The 19121-nt window shown below is 51.4% G+C and carries 19 protein-coding genes and 1 other RNA gene; 10 read left to right on the top strand and 10 right to left on the bottom strand.

The annotated features are described in order from the left end of the window. The 8 genes from mzrA to K8W53_RS03125 all read left to right on the top strand — a co-directional run bounded on the left by mzrA (window position 1) and on the right by K8W53_RS03125 (window position 4124). Window positions 1-384: an EnvZ/OmpR regulon moderator MzrA gene (gene mzrA / locus K8W53_RS03160; protein ID WP_000917516.1), complete on the top strand. Its 384-nt coding sequence runs from the start codon at window positions 1-3 to the stop codon at window positions 382-384. A 144-nt stretch (window positions 385-528) separates the two neighbouring features. Beyond that, window positions 529-897, top strand: coding sequence for a DUF1090 domain-containing protein (locus tag K8W53_RS03155; RefSeq protein WP_000877297.1), 369 nt, complete (start codon window positions 529-531; stop codon window positions 895-897). A 41-nt stretch (window positions 898-938) separates the two neighbouring features. After that, window positions 939-1244: a DUF883 family protein gene (locus tag K8W53_RS03150; RefSeq protein WP_000031219.1), complete on the top strand. Its 306-nt coding sequence runs from the start codon at window positions 939-941 to the stop codon at window positions 1242-1244. A 2-nt stretch (window positions 1245-1246) separates the two neighbouring features. Beyond that, on the top strand, window positions 1247-1645 hold the full coding sequence (locus K8W53_RS03145; RefSeq protein WP_000785626.1) for a phage holin family protein: 399 nt from the start codon (window positions 1247-1249) through the stop codon (window positions 1643-1645). Continuing rightward, on the top strand, window positions 1642-1941 hold the full coding sequence (locus K8W53_RS03140) for a YqjK-like family protein (RefSeq protein ID WP_000095496.1): 300 nt from the start codon (window positions 1642-1644) through the stop codon (window positions 1939-1941). The genes K8W53_RS03145 and K8W53_RS03140 overlap by 4 nt, the downstream gene beginning before the upstream one ends. 247 nt (window positions 1942-2188) lie before the next feature. Then, the gene (locus tag K8W53_RS03135; protein WP_001592732.1) at window positions 2189-2581 is read left to right on the top strand and encodes a DoxX family protein; all 393 of its coding nucleotides are present in this window, start codon (window positions 2189-2191) and stop codon (window positions 2579-2581) included. Between the two features lie 67 nt (window positions 2582-2648). Continuing rightward, the gene (locus tag K8W53_RS03130) at window positions 2649-3635 is read left to right on the top strand and encodes a glutathione S-transferase family protein (RefSeq protein WP_000531159.1); all 987 of its coding nucleotides are present in this window, start codon (window positions 2649-2651) and stop codon (window positions 3633-3635) included. 123 nt (window positions 3636-3758) lie between these two features. Further along, on the top strand, window positions 3759-4124 hold the full coding sequence (locus tag K8W53_RS03125) for a DUF805 domain-containing protein (protein WP_000384139.1): 366 nt from the start codon (window positions 3759-3761) through the stop codon (window positions 4122-4124). Between the two features lie 38 nt (window positions 4125-4162). On the opposite strand, the gene yhaJ is transcribed toward K8W53_RS03125, so the two are convergent. After that, on the bottom strand, window positions 4163-5059 hold the full coding sequence (yhaJ, locus tag K8W53_RS03120; RefSeq protein ID WP_001041026.1) for a DNA-binding transcriptional regulator YhaJ: 897 nt from the start codon (window positions 5057-5059) through the stop codon (window positions 4163-4165). A gap of 104 nt (window positions 5060-5163) precedes the next feature. On the opposite strand from yhaJ, the gene K8W53_RS03115 reads away from it, so the two are divergent. Then, window positions 5164-5865, top strand: coding sequence for a pirin family protein (locus K8W53_RS03115; RefSeq protein WP_023223843.1), 702 nt, complete (start codon window positions 5164-5166; stop codon window positions 5863-5865). Window positions 5866-5888: 23 nt separating this feature from the next. Continuing rightward, window positions 5889-6053 carry a hypothetical protein gene (locus tag K8W53_RS03110; protein WP_000039328.1) on the top strand — a complete coding sequence of 55 codons (165 nt, stop codon included), beginning with the start codon at window positions 5889-5891 and terminating at the stop codon, window positions 6051-6053. A gap of 112 nt (window positions 6054-6165) precedes the next feature. Here the strand turns inward: K8W53_RS03110 and K8W53_RS03105 are convergent, their stop codons facing one another. The 9 genes from K8W53_RS03105 to rnpB form a co-directional block, all read right to left on the bottom strand. Beyond that, window positions 6166-7476: a serine dehydratase subunit alpha family protein gene (locus K8W53_RS03105; protein WP_000463070.1), complete on the bottom strand. Its 1311-nt coding sequence runs from the start codon at window positions 7474-7476 to the stop codon at window positions 6166-6168. Window positions 7477-7501: 25 nt separating this feature from the next. Next, window positions 7502-8833 carry an amino acid permease gene (locus K8W53_RS03100; protein WP_000443189.1) on the bottom strand — a complete coding sequence of 444 codons (1332 nt, stop codon included), beginning with the start codon at window positions 8831-8833 and terminating at the stop codon, window positions 7502-7504. Between the two features lie 314 nt (window positions 8834-9147). Continuing rightward, window positions 9148-10512, bottom strand: a complete 1365-nt coding sequence (tdcG, locus tag K8W53_RS03095; RefSeq protein WP_000622083.1) for an L-serine ammonia-lyase — start codon at window positions 10510-10512, stop codon at window positions 9148-9150. A gap of 69 nt (window positions 10513-10581) precedes the next feature. Next, entirely contained in the window at window positions 10582-12876 is a 2295-nt protein-coding gene (gene pflB, locus K8W53_RS03090; protein WP_023223842.1) for a formate C-acetyltransferase, read from the bottom strand. A gap of 33 nt (window positions 12877-12909) precedes the next feature. Continuing rightward, window positions 12910-14118 carry a propionate kinase gene (gene tdcD / locus K8W53_RS03085; protein ID WP_023223841.1) on the bottom strand — a complete coding sequence of 403 codons (1209 nt, stop codon included), beginning with the start codon at window positions 14116-14118 and terminating at the stop codon, window positions 12910-12912. A gap of 66 nt (window positions 14119-14184) precedes the next feature. Further along, the gene (gene tdcC / locus K8W53_RS03080) at window positions 14185-15516 is read right to left on the bottom strand and encodes a threonine/serine transporter TdcC (protein ID WP_023223840.1); all 1332 of its coding nucleotides are present in this window, start codon (window positions 15514-15516) and stop codon (window positions 14185-14187) included. A gap of 20 nt (window positions 15517-15536) precedes the next feature. After that, window positions 15537-16526, bottom strand: coding sequence for a bifunctional threonine ammonia-lyase/L-serine ammonia-lyase TdcB (tdcB, locus tag K8W53_RS03075; RefSeq protein ID WP_000548368.1), 990 nt, complete (start codon window positions 16524-16526; stop codon window positions 15537-15539). 97 nt (window positions 16527-16623) lie between these two features. After that, window positions 16624-17562 carry a transcriptional regulator TdcA gene (gene tdcA / locus K8W53_RS03070; RefSeq protein ID WP_001094907.1) on the bottom strand — a complete coding sequence of 313 codons (939 nt, stop codon included), beginning with the start codon at window positions 17560-17562 and terminating at the stop codon, window positions 16624-16626. Between the two features lie 1181 nt (window positions 17563-18743). Further along, window positions 18744-19118, bottom strand: an RNA gene (gene rnpB / locus K8W53_RS03065) — RNase P RNA component class A. Window positions 19119-19121: the final 3 nt, after the last annotated feature.

Here is a 19121-nt window from a genome sequence, read left to right as displayed (position 1 = left end):
ATGCTTAAACCACGCATAACTGCCCGACAACTCATTTGGATCAGCGCTTTTCTACTGATGCTGACCATACTCATGATGACGTGGTCAACGCTGCGTCAGCAAGAGTCGACGCTGGCCATTCGCGCGGTTAACCAGGGCGCCAGTATGCCAGACGGCTTCTCAGTTCTGCATCATCTGGATGCGAACGGCATTCATTTTAAAAGCATTACGCCTAAAAATGACATGTTGCTCATTACCTTCGATTCCCCTGCGCAAAGCGCCGCAGCAAAAACAGTGCTTGATCAAACGTTACCACACGGTTATGTCGTCGCTCAGCAGGACGATGACAACGAAACGGTACAGTGGCTGTCCCGCTTACGGGAAAGCTCCCACCGCTTTGGCTAATCTCCAGGAATCCGAATCATATCACTCACTTTGGTGATTTCATTGTTTAATGACTATGATTAATAAAGCGGTGTTTAACCCACCGCGTTATTATCGGGATCACCGCCCCGGACAACGGGTCCGAACATAAGGGAAAGTTCAGGAATGAAATACCGCATCGCTTTGGCTATCACGCTTTTTACACTTAGCGCCGGTAGCTACGCTAATTCGCTTTGTCAGGAAAAAGAGCAGGATATACAAAAGGAAATTAGCTACGCTGAAAAGCACAACAATCAGCGCCGTATTGAGGGTCTGAACAAGGCGCTCAGCGAAGTACGCGCTAATTGTACTGACAGCAAGCTACGCGCCGAGCATCAGAAAAAGATCGCTGAGCAAAAAGAAGAGGTAGCCGAACGCCAACGTGATTTAGCCGAGGCAAAAGCAAAAGGTGATGCGGATAAAATAGACAAACGTGAACGTAAGCTGGCCGAGGCTCAGGATGAGCTAAAAAAACTTGAGGCCAGAGACTACTAAATTAACGCCGAATGTAAATACTCACTCACCTGGAGAAAACTATGTCGAAAGATAACACTACGGAACATCTGCGCGCTGAGTTGAAATCCCTGACCGATACGCTTGAAGAAGTGCTGAGCTCTTCGGGCGAAAAGTCGAAAGAAGAGTTGAGTAAGATTCGTAGCAAAGCCGAGCGCGCGCTGAAAGAGAGCCGTTACCGCCTGGGCGAAACGGGTGATGTGATTGCCAAACAGACTCGCGTCGCCGCCGCCCGCGCCGATGATTATGTGCGCGAAAATCCCTGGACAGGCGTAGGCATTGGCGCCGCTGTCGGTCTGGTGTTGGGCGTACTGCTGACGCGTCGTTAATTATGGCGGACTCTCGACAGGCACAAGGACCAGGCAAAAGCGTACTGGGTATCGGGCAGCGGATTGTCACCATTATCGTTGAGATGGTGGAAACCCGACTGCGACTGGCGGTAGTAGAACTGGAAGAAGAGAAGGCGAACCTCTTTCAGCTTTTGCTGATGGTAGGTCTTACCATGCTCTTCGCGGCGTTTGGCTTAATGAGCCTGATGGTTCTGGTCATCTGGGCTATCGATCCTCAGTACCGTTTGAACGCGATGATCGCTACCACTGTTGTGCTGTTAGTGCTTGCGCTAATCGGCGGCATCTGGACTTTGCGCAAAGCGCGTCAGTCCACGCTATTGCGCCATACGCGGCACGAACTGGCTAACGATCGGCAAATTCTGGAGGACGATCAGTCGTGAGCAGCAAAGGCGAACGCGAAAAACGTAAAGCGCTGCTTCTCAGTCAGATCCAGCAGCAACGGCTGGATCTGTCCGCCAGCCGTCGCGACTGGCTGGAGACCACCGGCGCGTACGATCGCGGCTGGAATACGGTGTTAAGCCTGCGCTCCTGGGCGCTGGTCGGTAGCAGCGTAATGGCCATCTGGACCATCCGTCATCCTAATATGTTGGTACGCTGGGCGAAACGCGGCCTGGGTATCTGGAGCGCCTGGCGCCTGGTAAAAACTACCCTCCGTCAACAACAGCTCCGCGGTTAATATCTTTTCTTTTATAGCATCGCGCCATCAGGTTATCGCCCGATTACACCTGGTGGCGCGATACTTTTATGCATATCGTCTCTTTATCAATTACTCAAATTTTTTGAAAAAATTTGGCAATTTTCCTTGCTAACAATTCCTGTACGCCACGTTTATGATTCTCTCCAGCGATAACAATGATGCGCAAGACCGCGTCATTGCTCATGAAAATAGCAGCAGCCGCCGAATCGGCCCCCTGGAGAATAAAATGAAAAAATTAGAAGATGTTGGTGTACTGATAGCGCGTATTTTAATGCCAGTTCTGTTTATTACCGCAGGATGGGGAAAAATTAGCGGCTATGCGGGCACACAACAGTATATGGAAGCGATGGGCGTACCAGGATTCCTGCTGCCGCTCACCATACTGCTTGAGTTCGGCGGCGGTCTGGCGATTCTGCTGGGGTTCCTCACCCGCACCACTGCGCTTTTCACCGCTGGTTTTACGTTGCTGACGGCATTGATCTTCCATAGCAATTTTGCAGAAGGTGTAAACTCGCTGATGTTTATGAAAAACCTGACCATTGCCGGCGGATTCTTATTACTGGCGTTAACCGGGCCTGGCGCGTTCAGCCTTGACCGTCTGCTGAATAAAAAGTGGTAAGCAATCTATACTCAATTAAAAAAGCGAGGGAATAGCGCCTCGCTTTTGTCATCTGAAGGAGAGAGACATGGGACAACTGATCGATGGCGTCTGGCACGACACCTGGTATGACACCAAATCTTCCGGGGGGAAATTTCAGCGTTCAGCGTCGGCTTTCCGCAACTGGCTTACCGCTGACGGCGCGCCCGGACCTTCCGGCGAAGGCGGATTCGCCGCAGAAAAAGATCGTTACCATCTGTACGTTTCCCTTGCCTGCCCCTGGGCGCATCGCACGCTCATTTTCCGTAAACTGAAAGGTCTGGAGCCGTTTATTCCGGTTTCCGTCGTGAATCCATTGATGCTGGAAAACGGCTGGACGTTTGATGATACTTTTCCGGCGGCCACCGGCGATACCCTCTATCAGCATGAATTTCTCTACCAGTTGTATCTGCACGCCGATCCACACTACAGCGGCCGCGTCACCGTACCGGTCTTATGGGATAAAAAAAATCATACTATCGTCAGCAACGAGTCCGCCGAAATCATTCGTATGTTTAACTCCGCTTTCGATGGGCTGGGCGCTAAAGCCGGGGATTACTATCCCCCCGCGCTGCAAAGCAAAATTGACGAGTTAAACGGCTGGATTTATGACAACGTTAATAACGGCGTTTATAAAGCAGGCTTCGCCACCAGCCAGCAAGCGTATGATGAAGCGGTAGACAAGGTGTTTACTGCGCTGGCGCGCCTGGAGCAGATTCTCGGACAGCACCGCTATCTGACGGGCGACCAGTTGACCGAGGCGGATATCCGCTTATGGACGACCCTGGTACGCTTTGATCCGGTTTACGTGACTCATTTCAAATGCGACAAATACCGAATCAGCGACTACCTGAATCTGTACGGTTTCCTGCGCGATATCTATCAAATACCGGGCATTGCTGAAACCGTTAATCTTGACCATATTCGTCACCACTATTTCCGTAGCCATAAAACGATTAACCCCACGGGTATCATTTCTATCGGACCGTGGCAGGATCTGCTCGAACCTCACGGGCGCGACGTGCGCTTTGGCTAATTTCAGGCGTCCTCCGGGACGTCTTATTAATAAATACCACAAATATTTACCAACATTTCATTCGCGGCTATTCTTAGTTTGATTACTTTAAAAACAAGTGATTGAACCATTATTGAGGCGAAAATGGATTGGTATTTAAAGGTTTTAAAAAATTATCTGGGATTTGGCGGCCGCGCGCGACGCAAAGAGTACTGGATGTTTATTCTGGTCAATATCATCTTTACCTTTGTGTTGGGCCTGCTGGACGCCATGCTTGGCTGGCAACGCGCCGGGGGTGAAGGCGTTCTGACCACCATTTACGGCGTTCTGATCTTTTTACCGTGGTGGGCCGTGCAGTTCCGTCGTCTGCATGACACTGACCGCTCCGCATGGTGGCTACTGTTGCTACTTATCCCCATTATCGGCTGGCTTATCATCATCGCGTTCAACTGCCAGAATGGTACGCCGGGCGACAACCGCTTCGGCCCCGATCCGAAACGTTTTTCCTGATGGCGGCGCGGCGCCGCTTTTAAAGCGCCGCGCGCTATTTATTTTCCGGCGAATAGCTTAGGTATTTCCCGCAGGCACCAGGCTTTTGCCTCCCCCATACTGTCGCGCCGCCAGGCCATAATAATATCGATTTCGCTGGTCGATTCCGGGCTGACCACGCGTAGCCGCCCTTCGGCAATATCCTGTTCCACCATCGAATATGGCATGGTCGCGACGCCAAGCCCGGCCAGCAGCGCCTGACGTTTATCTTCAATCGTGCTTACCGTCAGACGTGGCTGCTTATCCAGCAGTTGCACCGTTAATACCGGCCGCTCGCGCGCGGTATCCGCTACCGCTACGCCGCGGTATTTAACCCGCGTCACTTCCGAAAGCGGCTCCGGCTCCTGATGAATAGGGTGGTCAGGCGCGGCGACATACACATTCATTAACGTATACAACTTACGGGAGTTAATTTCCGACGACGATCGAAAATGCATATCCGGGGCGATAACGATATCCGCCCGTCCCTGCTCAAGCCGCTCCCATGCGCCAGCCAGTACTTCGGTAATCAATGAAAGCTGCGTATTGGCTTTAGCGGCCAGCCGGTCGATCAGTGGAAAAAAAGCAGGCGTCGGTACCAGAGCTTCAGTGACCAGCGTCAGATGCGTTTCCCAACCGCGGGCCAACGCTTCAGCATCCGTCGTTAACTTGTCTGCCGCTTCCAGCAATACCCGCCCGCGTTCCAGCAGCATACGTCCGACGTTGGTGAATTTTGTACGATGGCCGGAGCGATCGAACAGTACAACGTCCAACTCTTCTTCCAGCTTCTGCATGGTGTAACTCAGCGCGGAGGGCACCCGCCCCAACTCATCAGCCGCTGCGGCAAAACTGCCCCGGCGGTCAATGGCGTCCATCACACGCAATGCTTCAAGCGTCAGCGCTCTCTCTTTAGCCATAACGTTCTCATTCAGGAAATTTGAACATACCGGGCAGAATATCTGGCTAACAATGCAGCGTCCAGCCCCTTAACATAAAAGGAAGTAAAGAGAGGTTAATAACGATGATTACGACCCGAACCGCCAAACAATGTGGACAGGCAGACTACGGATGGCTACAGGCCCGCTATACCTTCTCCTTTGGACACTACTTCGACCCTACACTGCTGGGCTACGCGTCGTTGCGCGTACTGAACCAGGAAGTGCTGGCGCCGGGCGCCTCTTTTCAGCCTCGAACTTATCCAAAGGTGGATATTTTAAACCTGATTCTGGACGGCGAAGCGGAATACCGCGACAGCGACGGCAACCATGTACAGGCTAAAGCGGGCGAAGCGCTACTGCTCGCCGCGCAGCCAGGCATTAGCTACAGCGAACATAATCTCAGCAAAGTTAAGCCGTTAACCCGAATGCAACTGTGGCTTGACGCCTGTCCTGAACGGGAAAACGCGCTGGTACAAAAAATCCCACTCCTGGCGACGCAACAACAGCTTCTTGCCTCGCCCGACGGTGAGCAAAACAGCTTACAACTGCGCCAACAGGTATGGGTACATCATATTACGCTGGAGAAAGGCGAATCGCTTAATTTCCAGCTTCACGGGCCGCGCGCCTATTTGCAGTCGATTCACGGTACGTTCCACGCGCTGACGCACAACGAAGAACGCGAGGCGTTAACCTGCGGAGATGGCGCATTTATTCGTGATGAACCTAACATTACGCTGGTTGCCGATACGCCGCTGCGCGCATTACTGGTAGATTTACCGGTGTAGTCAGCCAGAAAAGGAGTCACAAGATGAGCAAAAAATCGGCGAAGAAACGTCAGCCCGTGGTAAAACCTACCGTACAGGAGGCGATGAGCGCCACTGTGCCGCTGGGCTATGAAGAGATGCTAACCGAACTGGAAGCCATCGTGGCGGACGCCGAAGCCCGGCTGGCAGAAGAAGAGGCCGCAGCCTGAAATCATGCCGGATGGCGACGCAAGCGCCCGATCCGGCTGATAACAGGTAGACCCGATAAGCGCAGCGCCATCGGGCAACACGCTGCCCCGACGACATGCCGGGGCGTTATTATTAATGCGCTTTACTGGCCATAATCTCGATGATCTGCTTGTCTGTCTGCTGCATTGAGCGACACGCCAGCGAACACAAATTCGCAATAGATTGTTCGACATTGTGCGCCACAATCCCTTCGTTTCCGGTCACCGCCGTATCATCCAACGCCATCAGTACGGCTTTCCACGCCGCCGACGCGCTGGTAGAGACTTTCATCGCGCAGCTATTCGACGCGCCATCGCAAATCATCCCGCTGACATCGCCGATCATACTGCTGATAGCCATTGCGATAGTGTCATAACGACCATCTATCAGCCACGCCATACCCGCCGCCGCGCCCATCGCCGCCGTGGTTGCCGCGCACAGCGCCGACAAACGCGGAAGCTGATGGTGAATATAGATAGCGCTCAAATGCGATAACATTAGCGCGCGCGCCAGACGCTCGTCATCGGCGCCGACATGTTCAGCAACCACCATGACTGGCACCGTGGCGGTAATCCCCTGGTTGCCAGAGCCGGAGTTGCTCATCGCGGGCAACGTGGCGCCGCCCATTCTGGCGTCTGACGCCGCGCTGGTACGGATCAAAATCGCCGTGGAGAGATCTTTCGCCAGCAGACCGCGATCGCACTGTTTGGCCAGCGTCGAACCGATATGCAGCCCCCAGGAACCACGCAGTCCCTCCTGCGACAACGCGCCGTTTAGCCTGGCCGCATCCAGAATAAAGCGGATAGCGTCAAAGGGCACCGCATTCACAAACGCCAGGATCTCTTCCAGCGAGGTATGAGACAGCACTCCCAGCGGCGAGGTTTTTTCTTCTTCCTGCGCATTATCGGCCTGGGTAAATACCACGCCCTTGTCGGTTTCTATCCGCACAATGTTTGTATGATCGCCGACGATCGTGACACATGCCCAGCTATCGCCGCTATACACTTTCGCCCGTGAAAACAGGATATCGTTACATGGCTCCTGCAACATCACTGCGACATGTCCGGCGGCCAGCATCGCTTTTGCATCGGCAACGGCTTTAGCGGAAGCGTCTTTTAACACCTCCAACCCGGCTTTCGCATCACCGCCCAACGCGCCAAGCGCCGCGGCGATCGGCAGCCCTACCATTCCCGTTCCTGGAACGGTAACGCCCATACCATTTTTCATCAGATTAGGCGAAACCCACGCGTCAATGCGTTCAACTGTGCCGTCAAGTTCAGCCGCCGCCGCCGCTGCCGCCAGCGCCAGTGAAATTGGCTCAGTACACCCCAGCGCCGGTTTTACTTCTTCCTGTACGGCCAGGATAAAACTTTGCCACAATGGATTTATTTTAGATTCAAACATAACAACAACCTTAATCTCAGGTATATCAAGAGAATGCCAGGAACGGAGAAACGCATAGCAGCAGACCGGTAATAATAATCAGGTACAACGAAGCGCCTTTATATTTGTGCAATGCGGGAACCTTGTAGACCAACCATGCCGGAATTAAACAGCCCACCATACCGAAGATAGGGCTACAAATAGAGGTGAAGCTCAGTACCGGCGCGTTGAGCACAATGGCGCTCCAGGCCAGCAAAATAGCGAAAATCATAATGCCGCGCTGTACCAGATTTTCCTTAATCTTCTCGGCGGGCATTTTGCGGCGCAGGATATTCATCACAATGCCTTGCGTCGCTTCGCGGAATCCTAAGTAAACGCCAAAGAAGGCGGTCATGACGGCAAAGATGTTCAGAATTACGCTAACCACTTTGACCCAGCCTGCGCCATCGCCGCTAATAAATTGCGCGGCGATCGCCAGGGCGGAAATATTCTGCTCATAGGCTTTCACCGCTTCGTCATGCCCCATCGCCAGGGTAAAGGAAACCGCATAGAAAAAGACGGTAACGAACAGGACGCCAAACGCGATATTCATGGCGCGCAGCGCTTTATGACGTGCGACCTCAATAGATTTTTCGCGTGAACGGTAAGAGATCACCATTGGGCTTAACGTCTGGATAAACAAAATCGAGGTCAGCGTAAATGGCAGGGTAATAATGGCGTTTTTAATCAGCAGGGCCATCGGCGGCAGCGCGCCAATGTTATACAGATGCCACATACCCACCATAGAGACGCCCAGCGCCGCCACTACCAGTAGCTTGGTCAGCACCATGCCGGTGGAGATTTTGAACAGTAATTTTTCACCGCGTGAGGAAATCGCTACAAGGATGCAGATCAGCACCAGACCATAAAATGGACTATCGGAAAGTAATCCTTCCGTTACGCCGAAAGTATGCAGATAAGAGGCGCTGTCGTTAGTAATCGCCGTAGAATAGACGAACATCCAGATGACGAGCATCACAAAGTACAGCGCGCCTAATAAAATACCCCAGTTTTTGCCCAGATAGCCGCTGATCACGCTGGGGTAGTCTTTACATTCCGGGGATTCCGCCAGCGTATTAATAAACAGCCGCTGGAACAGGTACATGGCCGGATAGCCAATAATAGAAGAGAGTAAAAAGACCCAAAGTCCCATCAGGCCAACCTGGACAGGAAGAAAAACGATCCCTGCGCCAATCGCCATCCCGATACTCATAATGACCCAACCGGTGTCGGTACTATCAAATTTGATGGCTTCACGCCATTCGCTTTCTGTCATCCCTGCCCGACGCGCCGGGGCTGATGCGTCGAGGATTACGCTGGTATTACTAGCCGATTCCATAGAATTCTCGCTCAATGTGTAGGTAGAGGTTTTTTTATTTTTCGTGCCGCAGCAAGGCGATATGCAGAACGTGAGGTGCAGGTACTTTCTTGTAATAAGAAAATCATACGCGCACGATAAGAGAAAAACTTACCAATAAAACGCCTGTATTTATTGTGGGTTAAGAATTATTTTCTATTTACTATTGGTTTAATATTGTTATTTTCTCTATTTGACGCGTATCACAACAAAAAAGGACGCACTTTGGTGCGCCCTTTTCTCAGCTTCTGTCTTCTGCGTTATCCCATAGCCTGCTCACTCTGCGCCTGTCGGGCCTATCCACAAACGACTTTAATCGCCAGACCGCCGCGCGACGTCTCGCGATATTTGTCGTTCATGTCTTTACCCGTTTCGTACATGGTTTCGATCACTTTATCGAGCGAAACACGCGGCTCAGAGGTACGGCGTAGCGCCATTCGCGCCGCATTTACCGCTTTAACGGCATTAATCGCATTACGTTCAATACAAGGGATTTGCACCTGACCCGCCACCGGGTCACAGGTGAGGCCAAGGTTATGCTCCATCGCAATTTCCGCCGCAATACAGACCTGCGCCGGGCTGCCGCCCAGCAGTTCTGTCAGCCCCGCCGCCGCCATCGAACACGCGACGCCAACCTCGCCCTGACACCCCACTTCCGCGCCGGATATCGAGGCGTTCATCTTGTACAGCATGCCAATCGCCCCCGCCGACAGCAGATAGCGGGCGATAGAGTTGGCATTGACCGGGCGACGGAATTTGTCGTAATAGGCCAGCACCGCGGGAATAATGCCGCACGCGCCGTTGGTCGGCGCGGTGACCACTCGCCCGCCCGCCGCGTTCTCTTCGCTCACGGCCAGGGCGAACATGTTAATCCAGTCGATGACGTTCATCGGATCGCGGGAGAGATTATCGCTGGAGACCAGCAGACGCCGTAACGCTACCGCGCGGCGTGGAACGTTCAGCGGCCCCGGCAGCACGCCCTCAGTATTCATGCCACGTTCAATTCCGGTCGCCATCACCTGCCAGATGCGGGCAAAGCCAGCGTCAATCTGCTCTTTGCTCCGCAACGCCAGTTCATTTTGCATCATCAGACCGGAAACCGAGAGCCCCTGCCTTTCACACAGCGTCAGCAGTTCGCTGGCGGAATGAAAATCATACGGCACCGATTTTTCTACATCGTGCGACTGACCAAAGCGTTCCTCTTCGACAATAAAGCCGCCGCCAATAGAGTAATACGTTTTGTGTAAAAGCGGCGTTTGCCCGTGCCAGGCGGTAATTCGCATACCGTTTTCATGGCGCGCCAGGGTTTCAGCGTGAAAGAGAATACTGTCGGCGACGGGAAAATCCACCACATGCGCGCCACCCGCCACCGATAAACGGCTGCTGCGGGCAACCTCCTGGATAAACGCCGGAATGCTATCAATATTGACATCCTGCGGCGTATTGCCCGCCAGGCCCATAATGACGGCGGTATCGGTCGCGTGGCCTTTGCCCGTCAGCGATAGCGATCCGTAAAGATCAACCGTGATGCGCGTCGTTCGCGGCAGGTCGCCGCTGTCGATCAGCCGATCGATAAAACATTTTCCTGCATTCATTGGCCCAACGGTATGGGAGCTTGAAGGTCCAATGCCAATCTTAAAAATGTCAAATGCGCTAATCATATCTCCCCCTAAGATTACCGTTCAGTGAAGATCCGTCGCGGGGCGATCCACACGATCGCCCCGTTCACGTTACATCGCCTGAGTAAAGGTGCGCGAAATAACGTCCTGTTGCTGCTCACGAGTCAGCGCATTGAAGCGCACGGCATAGCCGGAAACGCGGATCGTCAGGTTCGGGTAGTTTTCCGGATGTTCAATCGCATCCAGCAACATTTCACGGTTCATGACATTGACGTTCAGATGCTGCCCGCCTTCTACCTGTGCTTCATGATGGAAATAGCCGTCCAGCAGGCCAACCAGATTGGTTTTCCGCACCGCATCTTCTTTTCCGAGCGCCGCAGGCACAATCGAGAAGGTGTACGAAATACCGTCTTTGGCGTAGGTAAACGGCAGTTTCGCCACCGACGTCAGCGAGGCCACCGCCCCTTTGCGGTCACGACCGTGCATCGGGTTCGCCCCCGGCGCGAACGGCGTTCCGGCGCGGCGTCCATCCGGCGTATTGCCGGTCTTCTGCCCGTACACGACGTTCGAGGTGATGGTCAAAATGGACTGCGTCGGCACCGCATTGCGATACGTCGGCAACACACTAATTTTTTGCATAAAGCGTTTCACCAGGTCGCAGGCGATGCTGTCCACGCGCTCATCGTTGTTGCCGTACTGCGGATACTCGCCTTCAATAGCGAAGTCGATGGCAAGGCCGTTTTCGTCGCGGATCGGCTTCACCTGAGCGTACCTGATGGCGGACAGGGAATCCGCCGCCACCGACAGTCCGGCGATGCCGCACGCCATCGTCCGATACACATCACGGTCGTGCAGCGCCATCAGCGAAGCTTCATAGCTGTACTTATCGTGCATGTAGTGAATGATGTTCAGCGCGCTAATGTACTGCACCGCCAGCCAGTCCATAAAATGGTCGAGGCTCTCCATTACCGCGTCGTAATCCAGCACCTCATCCGTTAACGGCGCGGTTTTCGGCCCAACCTGGATTTTCAGTTTCTCGTCAACGCCGCCATTGATAGCGTACAGCAACGTTTTGGCAAGGTTGGCGCGCGCGCCGAAGAACTGCATCTGCTTACCGATGACCATCGGGCTGACGCAACAAGCGATGGCGTAATCGTCGCTGTTAAAGTCGGTACGCATTAAATCGTCGTTTTCATACTGCAAAGATGAGGTCACGATGGAGACCTGCGCAGCATATTTCTTGAATGCCACCGGCAACGCTTCAGACCACAGTATGGTCAGGTTCGGCTCCGGCGCTGGCCCCATCGTGTGCAGGGTATGCAGATAACGGAAGGAGTTCTTCGTCACCAGCGTGCGGCCATCGAGCCCCATCCCGCCAATAACTTCGGTGGCCCAGATCGGATCGCCGGAAAAGAGCGAATCAAATTCCGGCGTGCGCAGGAAGCGCACCATGCGGATCTTCATGATGAAATGGTCGATCAGCTCCTGCGCCTGCTGCTCTGTCAGAAGGCCCGCGTTGAAATCGCGCTCAATGTAGATATCAAGGAACGAGGCGGTTCTTCCCAGCGACATTGCACCGCCATTTTGCGATTTTACCGCCGCCAGATAAGCGAAGTAGAGCCACTGTACCGCTTCCTGCGCGTTTCGCGCCGGGCGGGAGATATCGTAGCCGTATTTCGCCGCCATCTCCTGCATTTGCAGCAGCGCGCGACGATGCTCCGCCAACTCCTCACGCAGGCGAATCGTCGCCTCAAGATTCTGTCCCTGCTCCAGATTCGACTGCAGATCGGCGAATTGCAGCTCGCGTTCGCGCACCAGATAACGGATGCCATACAGCGCGACGCGACGATAATCGCCAATAATGCGCCCGCGACCATAACCATCCGGCAAACCGGTTAATACGCCGGATTTACGGCAGCGCAGTATATCCGGCGAGTAAACATCGAATACGCCCTGATTATGGGTTTTCCGCAGGTCGGTAAAGGTATATTCAAAATCGGCGTCCATTTCGCGGCCATAAGCGTGGAATGAACTTTTGATCATGTTAACGCCGCCAAACGGATGCAAAGCGCGTTTAAGCGGCTTATCCGTTTGTAAACCGACGATTTTTTCCAGCTCTTTTTCAATATATCCCGCATCGTGCGCGGTAATCGTCGTCGCGATGTTGGTATCGAAATCCACCGGAGCATGGGTCGCGTTCTCGATACGTATTCCCGCCATCACCTTTTCCCACAGCGCCGTGGTCGCTGGCGTCGCGTCGGCGAGAAAAGATTCATCCCCCTCATAGGGCGTATAGTTATGCTGAATAAAATTACGGACATTAATTTCTTCTTTCCAGTCCGTACCTTTAAAATCACGCCATGCTTCGGCATACAGCATATCGCTGGTATCGATATTTACCTTCATGAAAAATAATCTCTCTACAGAACAGCCGTTAAGTTATGCAAATTCCACTGGTGATTTCACGTTACCTAAATGAATGGCATCAAGGGCAATCATTTTCTCTTCATTCGTGGGAATAACAGCGCAAATAACCTGAGAAGGGTTAGCAGAAATAATGCGCTCGCCGTGAGAATTCGGCTGCTTATTCATTTCAACGTCTAACGTAAGCCCCAGTACGCCCAGATGTTCAATTACCAACTGGCGAATTAATACTGAATTTTCACCAATACCGCCGGTAAAAAGAATGCCATCCAGCCGATGTAACGATGCCGCGTGTCCGGCAATATGACGGGCGATACGGTGGACAAATGTTTTTATCGCTAACCGGGCGCGCTCATGTCCTTCGTGCCAGGCTTTTTCCAGGACTCTAAGGTCGGATGACAACCCGGAGATGCCGAGCAAACCGGACTCTTTATTCACCACTCGCTCCAGATCGCTCAACGTCTGCCCGGTTTCTTTGGCTATCCACGCCATCGCGCCGAAATCAACGTCGCCGCTGCGAGTGCCCATCATCAGCCCCTCAAGCGGCGTCATCCCCATTGAGGTATCCACGCTCTGACCATTGCGTACCGCGCAGATAGACGCCCCATTGCCCAGATGCGCGACAATCAAACCCGAATTTTTTTCATCGAGGTCAAGCAGTTCATACGCACGCCGCGAAACATAGCGATGCGACGTACCGTGAAAGCCGTAGCGACGCACACCCAGGCTGGAAAAATACTCCCACGGCAATCCGTACAAATAGGCTTCCGGCGCCAGCGTCTGGTGGAAACTGGTATCAAATACCGCCACCTGACGCACGGCCGGGAAAAGGCGCCGCGCCGCGTCAATGCCGCTTAAATTAGCGTAATTATGCAGCGGCGCTAAAGGCGATACCCGACGAATATTATCGATAATCTCATCGGTAATAATGACGGACTGCGTAAATAGCTCTCCACCGTGCGCGATACGGTGACCAATTAATGCCACGCTATCCGTTAAATCACGTTTTTCCAGCTCAAAGGCAATGGCTTTTAACGCGTCCTCATAATTAGAGTGCGCGAGGTTTATCGGCTTATCGCCATTAATAGATAAAAAGGCGTTTTCAGTATTCATTCCATCTGCTATTCCTGCCATTAAAACATCACAGGTAGCGACATCCAGTACAGAGAATTTGATAGAAGATGATCCGCAATTAATGACCAGAACGACCGGAAATTCATTCATGTAGTGCCTCCGTCGATGTCAGCCTGCGTCCGCGCCCTGGGGCGGAACGCAGGCTAAACGTGAGGATTAGAACAATTTGTAGACAATATTCAGGATGGTCAGCAGACCAATCAGGGTGACGAACACGTTATCCAGACGACCACGGTACTTCGCCAGCGACGGCGCTTTACGAATGGCGTACATCGGCAGCAGGCATAACAGCGAGGCGATAATCGGCGCGCCCATCGCTTCAATCAGGTCCAGAATGTTCGGGTTTGCGTAAGCTACGACCCAGGTAGACCCCATAATGAAGATCATGCTGATGGTATTAAGCTTGCCCATAGAGACTTTGGTTTTATCGCCTTTATAACCAAATTTCAGCACCAGGCCGTTCAGCCCTTCCAGCGTCCCCAGGTAGTGGCCGAAGAAAGATTTGAAAATAGCAACCAGCGCGATGATAGACGCGCCATACTCCAGCACCGTTGCAAAAGTGGATTTTGTCCCCGACAAAGAGGCGAAATGGTTGGCCAGGTAGGAAAGTACCGGAATGTTCTGCGCTTTCGCATCCGCCATGTTCTGCGGGGAGAGCGTAAACAGACAGCTAAAGGCGAAGAACATCACCACGGCGACCATCAGCATACTGGCGCGCGAGATGATCTGTGAACATTTACGCTCGGTAAATTCGCGGCCAAACTCTTTCTCATACTCTTCACGCTTAGACACCACGAAGGAAGAGACGATGGGCGAAAAGTTAAAGGAGAACACCATGATAGAGATGCCCAGCCACACCGTAACCAGTATGCCATCGTGCCCGGTCAGCGCGATATTACTGAGATCAACCTGATCGATAACCGCCGAGTTCCAGTAAGGAATCAGCGATAATGAGATTAGCACCAGGCTGGCGATAAACGGCCATACCAGGTAACTCATCACCTTAACCATCAGATCTTTACCAAACCAGATCACAAAGGCCATCAGCAGCAGCAAGAACAGCGCCACGAAACCGCGGTTCAACGCTGGCATCTGCAACTGGTTTTCCCAAAACGTCATGAACGTGTTAGTAATGGTGACGCCATAAATCCACAGCAGCGGACAAATCGCAAAGAAGTAAAGGAACGTGATAACTACCCCGCCCGTTTTACCAAAGTGCTCTTCGACCGTTTCCGTAATATTGCCGGACGGATTAGATCCGGATAAACACAGACGCGCCAGCGCCCGGTGACAATAGAACGCAATGGGGTAAGCTAAAACCAGCATCAGCAGAATGGGGATAAGCCCGCCAAACCCGGCGCGGATAGGGAAAAACAGCACCCCGGCGCCAATGGCGGTACCAAATAAACACAGCGTCCACGTCGTGTCCGATTTACGCCATGACGACTGTTTTGCCTGGCTGGATACAATGCTATCAGTAGTACTCATATCCTATCCTCACGAAAAGATTAAGCGTCAACTAAACCCGTAATTTGTGATACACGAGAAAGATCGATATTGCCGCCAGAAATAATACTGACCGTTTTTCTGTTCTGAATATGGCTATCTAATTTCCCGCTTAATAGTGCGGCGCAGGCCAGAGCGCCAGCGCCTTCAGTAATAACCTTATTGCGCTGAATTAAAGCGATCATGCTGTTACGAATTTCATCTTCGCTAACCAGAACAATGTCATCGACTAATTCACGAACAATTTCATAGGTTAAATTACCCGGGCGGGAGACATCACAACCATCCGCCAGGGTGCCGGTCGTTCGGTGCGTGGTTATTTCGCCAGCGTAATAAGACGCCGCCATACCGTGAACATTTTCGGCCTGTACGCCGATAACTTTAATGGTCGGGTTAATCGATTTAATCGCAATGGCAATACCTGCAATTAAACCGCCGCCGCCAATAGGCACGATGACATTATCGACATCGTACAGATCTTCCATAATTTCCAGACCAATAGTGCCCTGTCCGGCAATGACTTTTGGATCGTCGTAAGGCGGAATAAAAATGCGGCCTTCGGTTTCGACAATTTCACTCACCTTAGCAATGGTGTCATTGAAGTTGTCACCGTGGAGCACCACTTCCGCCGAATAATCACAGGTGGCCGCCACTTTTGACTTTGGCGCGCCCTTCGGCATCACGACTTTGCCGTCAATACCCAGCATTGCGCAAGAAAGAGAAACGCCCTGTGCATGATTACCTGCGGAACAGGCCACGACGCCTTTACGTTTTTCCGCCTCCGTTAACGAGCTAAGTTTGTTAAAAGCGCCACGAATTTTAAATGAACCCGTACGCTGCATATTTTCAAACTTGAGAAATATTTCGCCTTTGCAACGTTCACTAAAATAGTTAGAGCGAGGCATTCCCGTTTTATATATCTTCCCCGCCAGTCTTTTTTTCGCTTCGAGGATATCTTCAATTGCAACCGGGAGATCGTATGTAATGTGCATTATAACCTCTTAACCTGGGTATTAAAAATAAGTTACCGTTGTCCACTGTTTAAAAGAAACAGGTGACGTCAATTTCGCTAAATATGTTTATTCCATATCATTCAATTTCTATTAACTGCCTGCGTCTGCATCCATTATATGATGAATATTGCTTAGCCAATTCTACTAATACTGAAGCGGCTTTTTTGATACGATAATTTTTAGACCATACCGCCGCATAACGTGCGACGGGTAATGTGTCTTTGATTGGTATCGTGATAAATTGATTAGAGCCAAAAGGCGTGGTCATATCGCAGGGAATAACAGTTAAGAAATCAGCATTGAGAACAAGATTATATATTGTGACAACGGAATCTGTTTTAACAATGTTTTCGATGCTGATGCCATTTCGTTGTAGAGTGGTGAGTAATTCGCTGTAGTAGCCCATATTCGTTTGCGGCAACACCCACTGTTCGTCTTTTAACGATTCCAGTGTGATGGTGCCGGTGCATGTTCGGGACTTGCTGGCTACCAGGACAAACTCTGATTCAAACAGCGGCTCGACATGCAGATCCTGTAGTTGCATTTCATTACTGAGCGTACCGATAGCAAAGTCCAGCCGCCCGTCGCGCAGGGCCGGCAGGAATGAAGAGAGCTGGGCTTCGTACATGGATACCTGCGCTTTTGGAAAGACCTCTTTGAACTTATGAATCATATCGGACATGAAGGTAAAGCCAATCAGCGAAGGAAAGCCAAACGAGACGTCGACAACGGTATTGCACGTCATACTGTTCATCTCGTTGATCATGTTTTTCATTTCGCGGGTGATAGATTCAGACCAGGAAAGCAGTACCTGTCCCGCTTCGGTCAACGTAACGCCGGTATTTTTACGTACAATTAGCTCAACGCCAAAATAGGCCTCAACATCGCTAATGATTTTACTGACGGCGGGTTGGGTTAACCCTAACGATTTTGCGGCAGAACCGATAGAACCACTTCTAATGACTTCCTGAAAGACCACCAAATGCTGTGTTTTAGGGAGAACAAGAGTATTCATATCTACCGCTCTGAAATAACATTGTGAACGGCAGGAAGTGTAGCAAATTAAATCTTAAAGGTTATGTGCGACCACTCACAAATTAACTTACCATAATTTTTACATGGTCTTTATTAAATAAAGAAAACCCATTACTTCAATGAGTTACAAAAACAAAACAGCAACTTAGCCTGATTTCAATCAAAAAATAGGGTCAGGATAACGATATATTATGGCGATAACCAGCCTATTTTATCTCCTATTTTCGACATCCCATGAAGACGATATTTCAATCAATTACGGGACATTTTATCGGCAATTCCAGCGTTAAATTTAAAGCGTAATTTCTCAAATTTAAGTATAAACCGAAGGTAAATGCGCTTAAAAACCGTTACGCGTCACATTTTTTTACCTTATTTGTTTGTAAAGAAACATTTAATAAAATTTTAACCAAAATATTTCATACATTTAATTTTCATTTACAACAAATAATTTACACCGCTTTCTTGCTGTTTTTCAGGATGTAATTTTGTGAAAGAAATCGATTGTTTTTCACTTCAACTAAAAAGAGCGCAATCCATAGCGTTTTGTGTTTCTCATCACAAAAACGAATAATATTATGTCACCACGGCTGTCAATTAATTGCCGGATAGTGACGCTGGCGTCTTCTGCAACCTCTATACCCTTCACCGGCCTGATAAGCAAAAAACCGCCGAAGCGGGTTTTATGAAGAAGTGACACTGACCGATAAGCCGCTTTCTTTTGGGTATAGCGTCGTGGACAGTCATTCATCCTGCCGCCCTGTAAAAGCAAAAACCCGCCAGCTTACACTGACGGGGTTTATGAAGAGGTGAAACTGACCGATAAGCCGCTTTCTTTTGGATATAGCGTCGTGGACAGTCATTCATCCTGCCGCCCTGTAAAAGCATAAACCCACCAGCTTACACTGACGGGTTTTTGCATGAAGAGATGAAACTGACCGATAAGCCGCTTTCTTTTGGACATAGCGTCGTGGACAGTCATTCATCCTGCCGCCCGGTAAAAGCAAAAACCCGCCAGCTTACACTGACGGGTTTTATGAAGAGGTGAAACTGGCTGATAAGCCGCTTTCTTTTGGGTATAGTGTCGTGGACAGTCATTCATCCTGCCGCCCTGTAAAAGCAAAAACCCGCCAGCTTACACTGACGGGTTTTTGCATGAAGAGGTGAAACTGACCGATAAGCCGGGTTCTGTCGTGGACAGTCATTCATCTAGGCCAGCAATCGCTCACTGGCTCAAGCAGCCTACCCGGGTTCAGTACGGGCCGTACCTTATGAACCCCTATTTGGCCTTGCTCCGGGTGGAGTTTACCGTGCCACGGACTGTTACCAGCCGCGCGGTGCGCTCTTACCGCACCCTTTCACCCTTACCTGATCCCACTTACGTGGGCCATCGGCGGTTTGCTCTCTGTTGCACTGGTCGTGGGTTTCCCCCCCAGGCGTTACCTGGCACCCTGCCCTATGGAGCCCGGACTTTCCTCCCCTCCGCCCGTCTCCCCGAAAGGACGACGACGAAGCGGCGACTGTCTGGTCAGCTTCGGC

Source organism: Salmonella sp. A29-2 (assembly GCF_020150755.1).
GTDB lineage: Bacteria > Pseudomonadota > Gammaproteobacteria > Enterobacterales > Enterobacteriaceae > Salmonella > Salmonella enterica.
The sequence above is the reverse complement of the archived record's forward strand: the minus strand, read 5'-3'. Positions and strand labels throughout refer to the sequence as shown.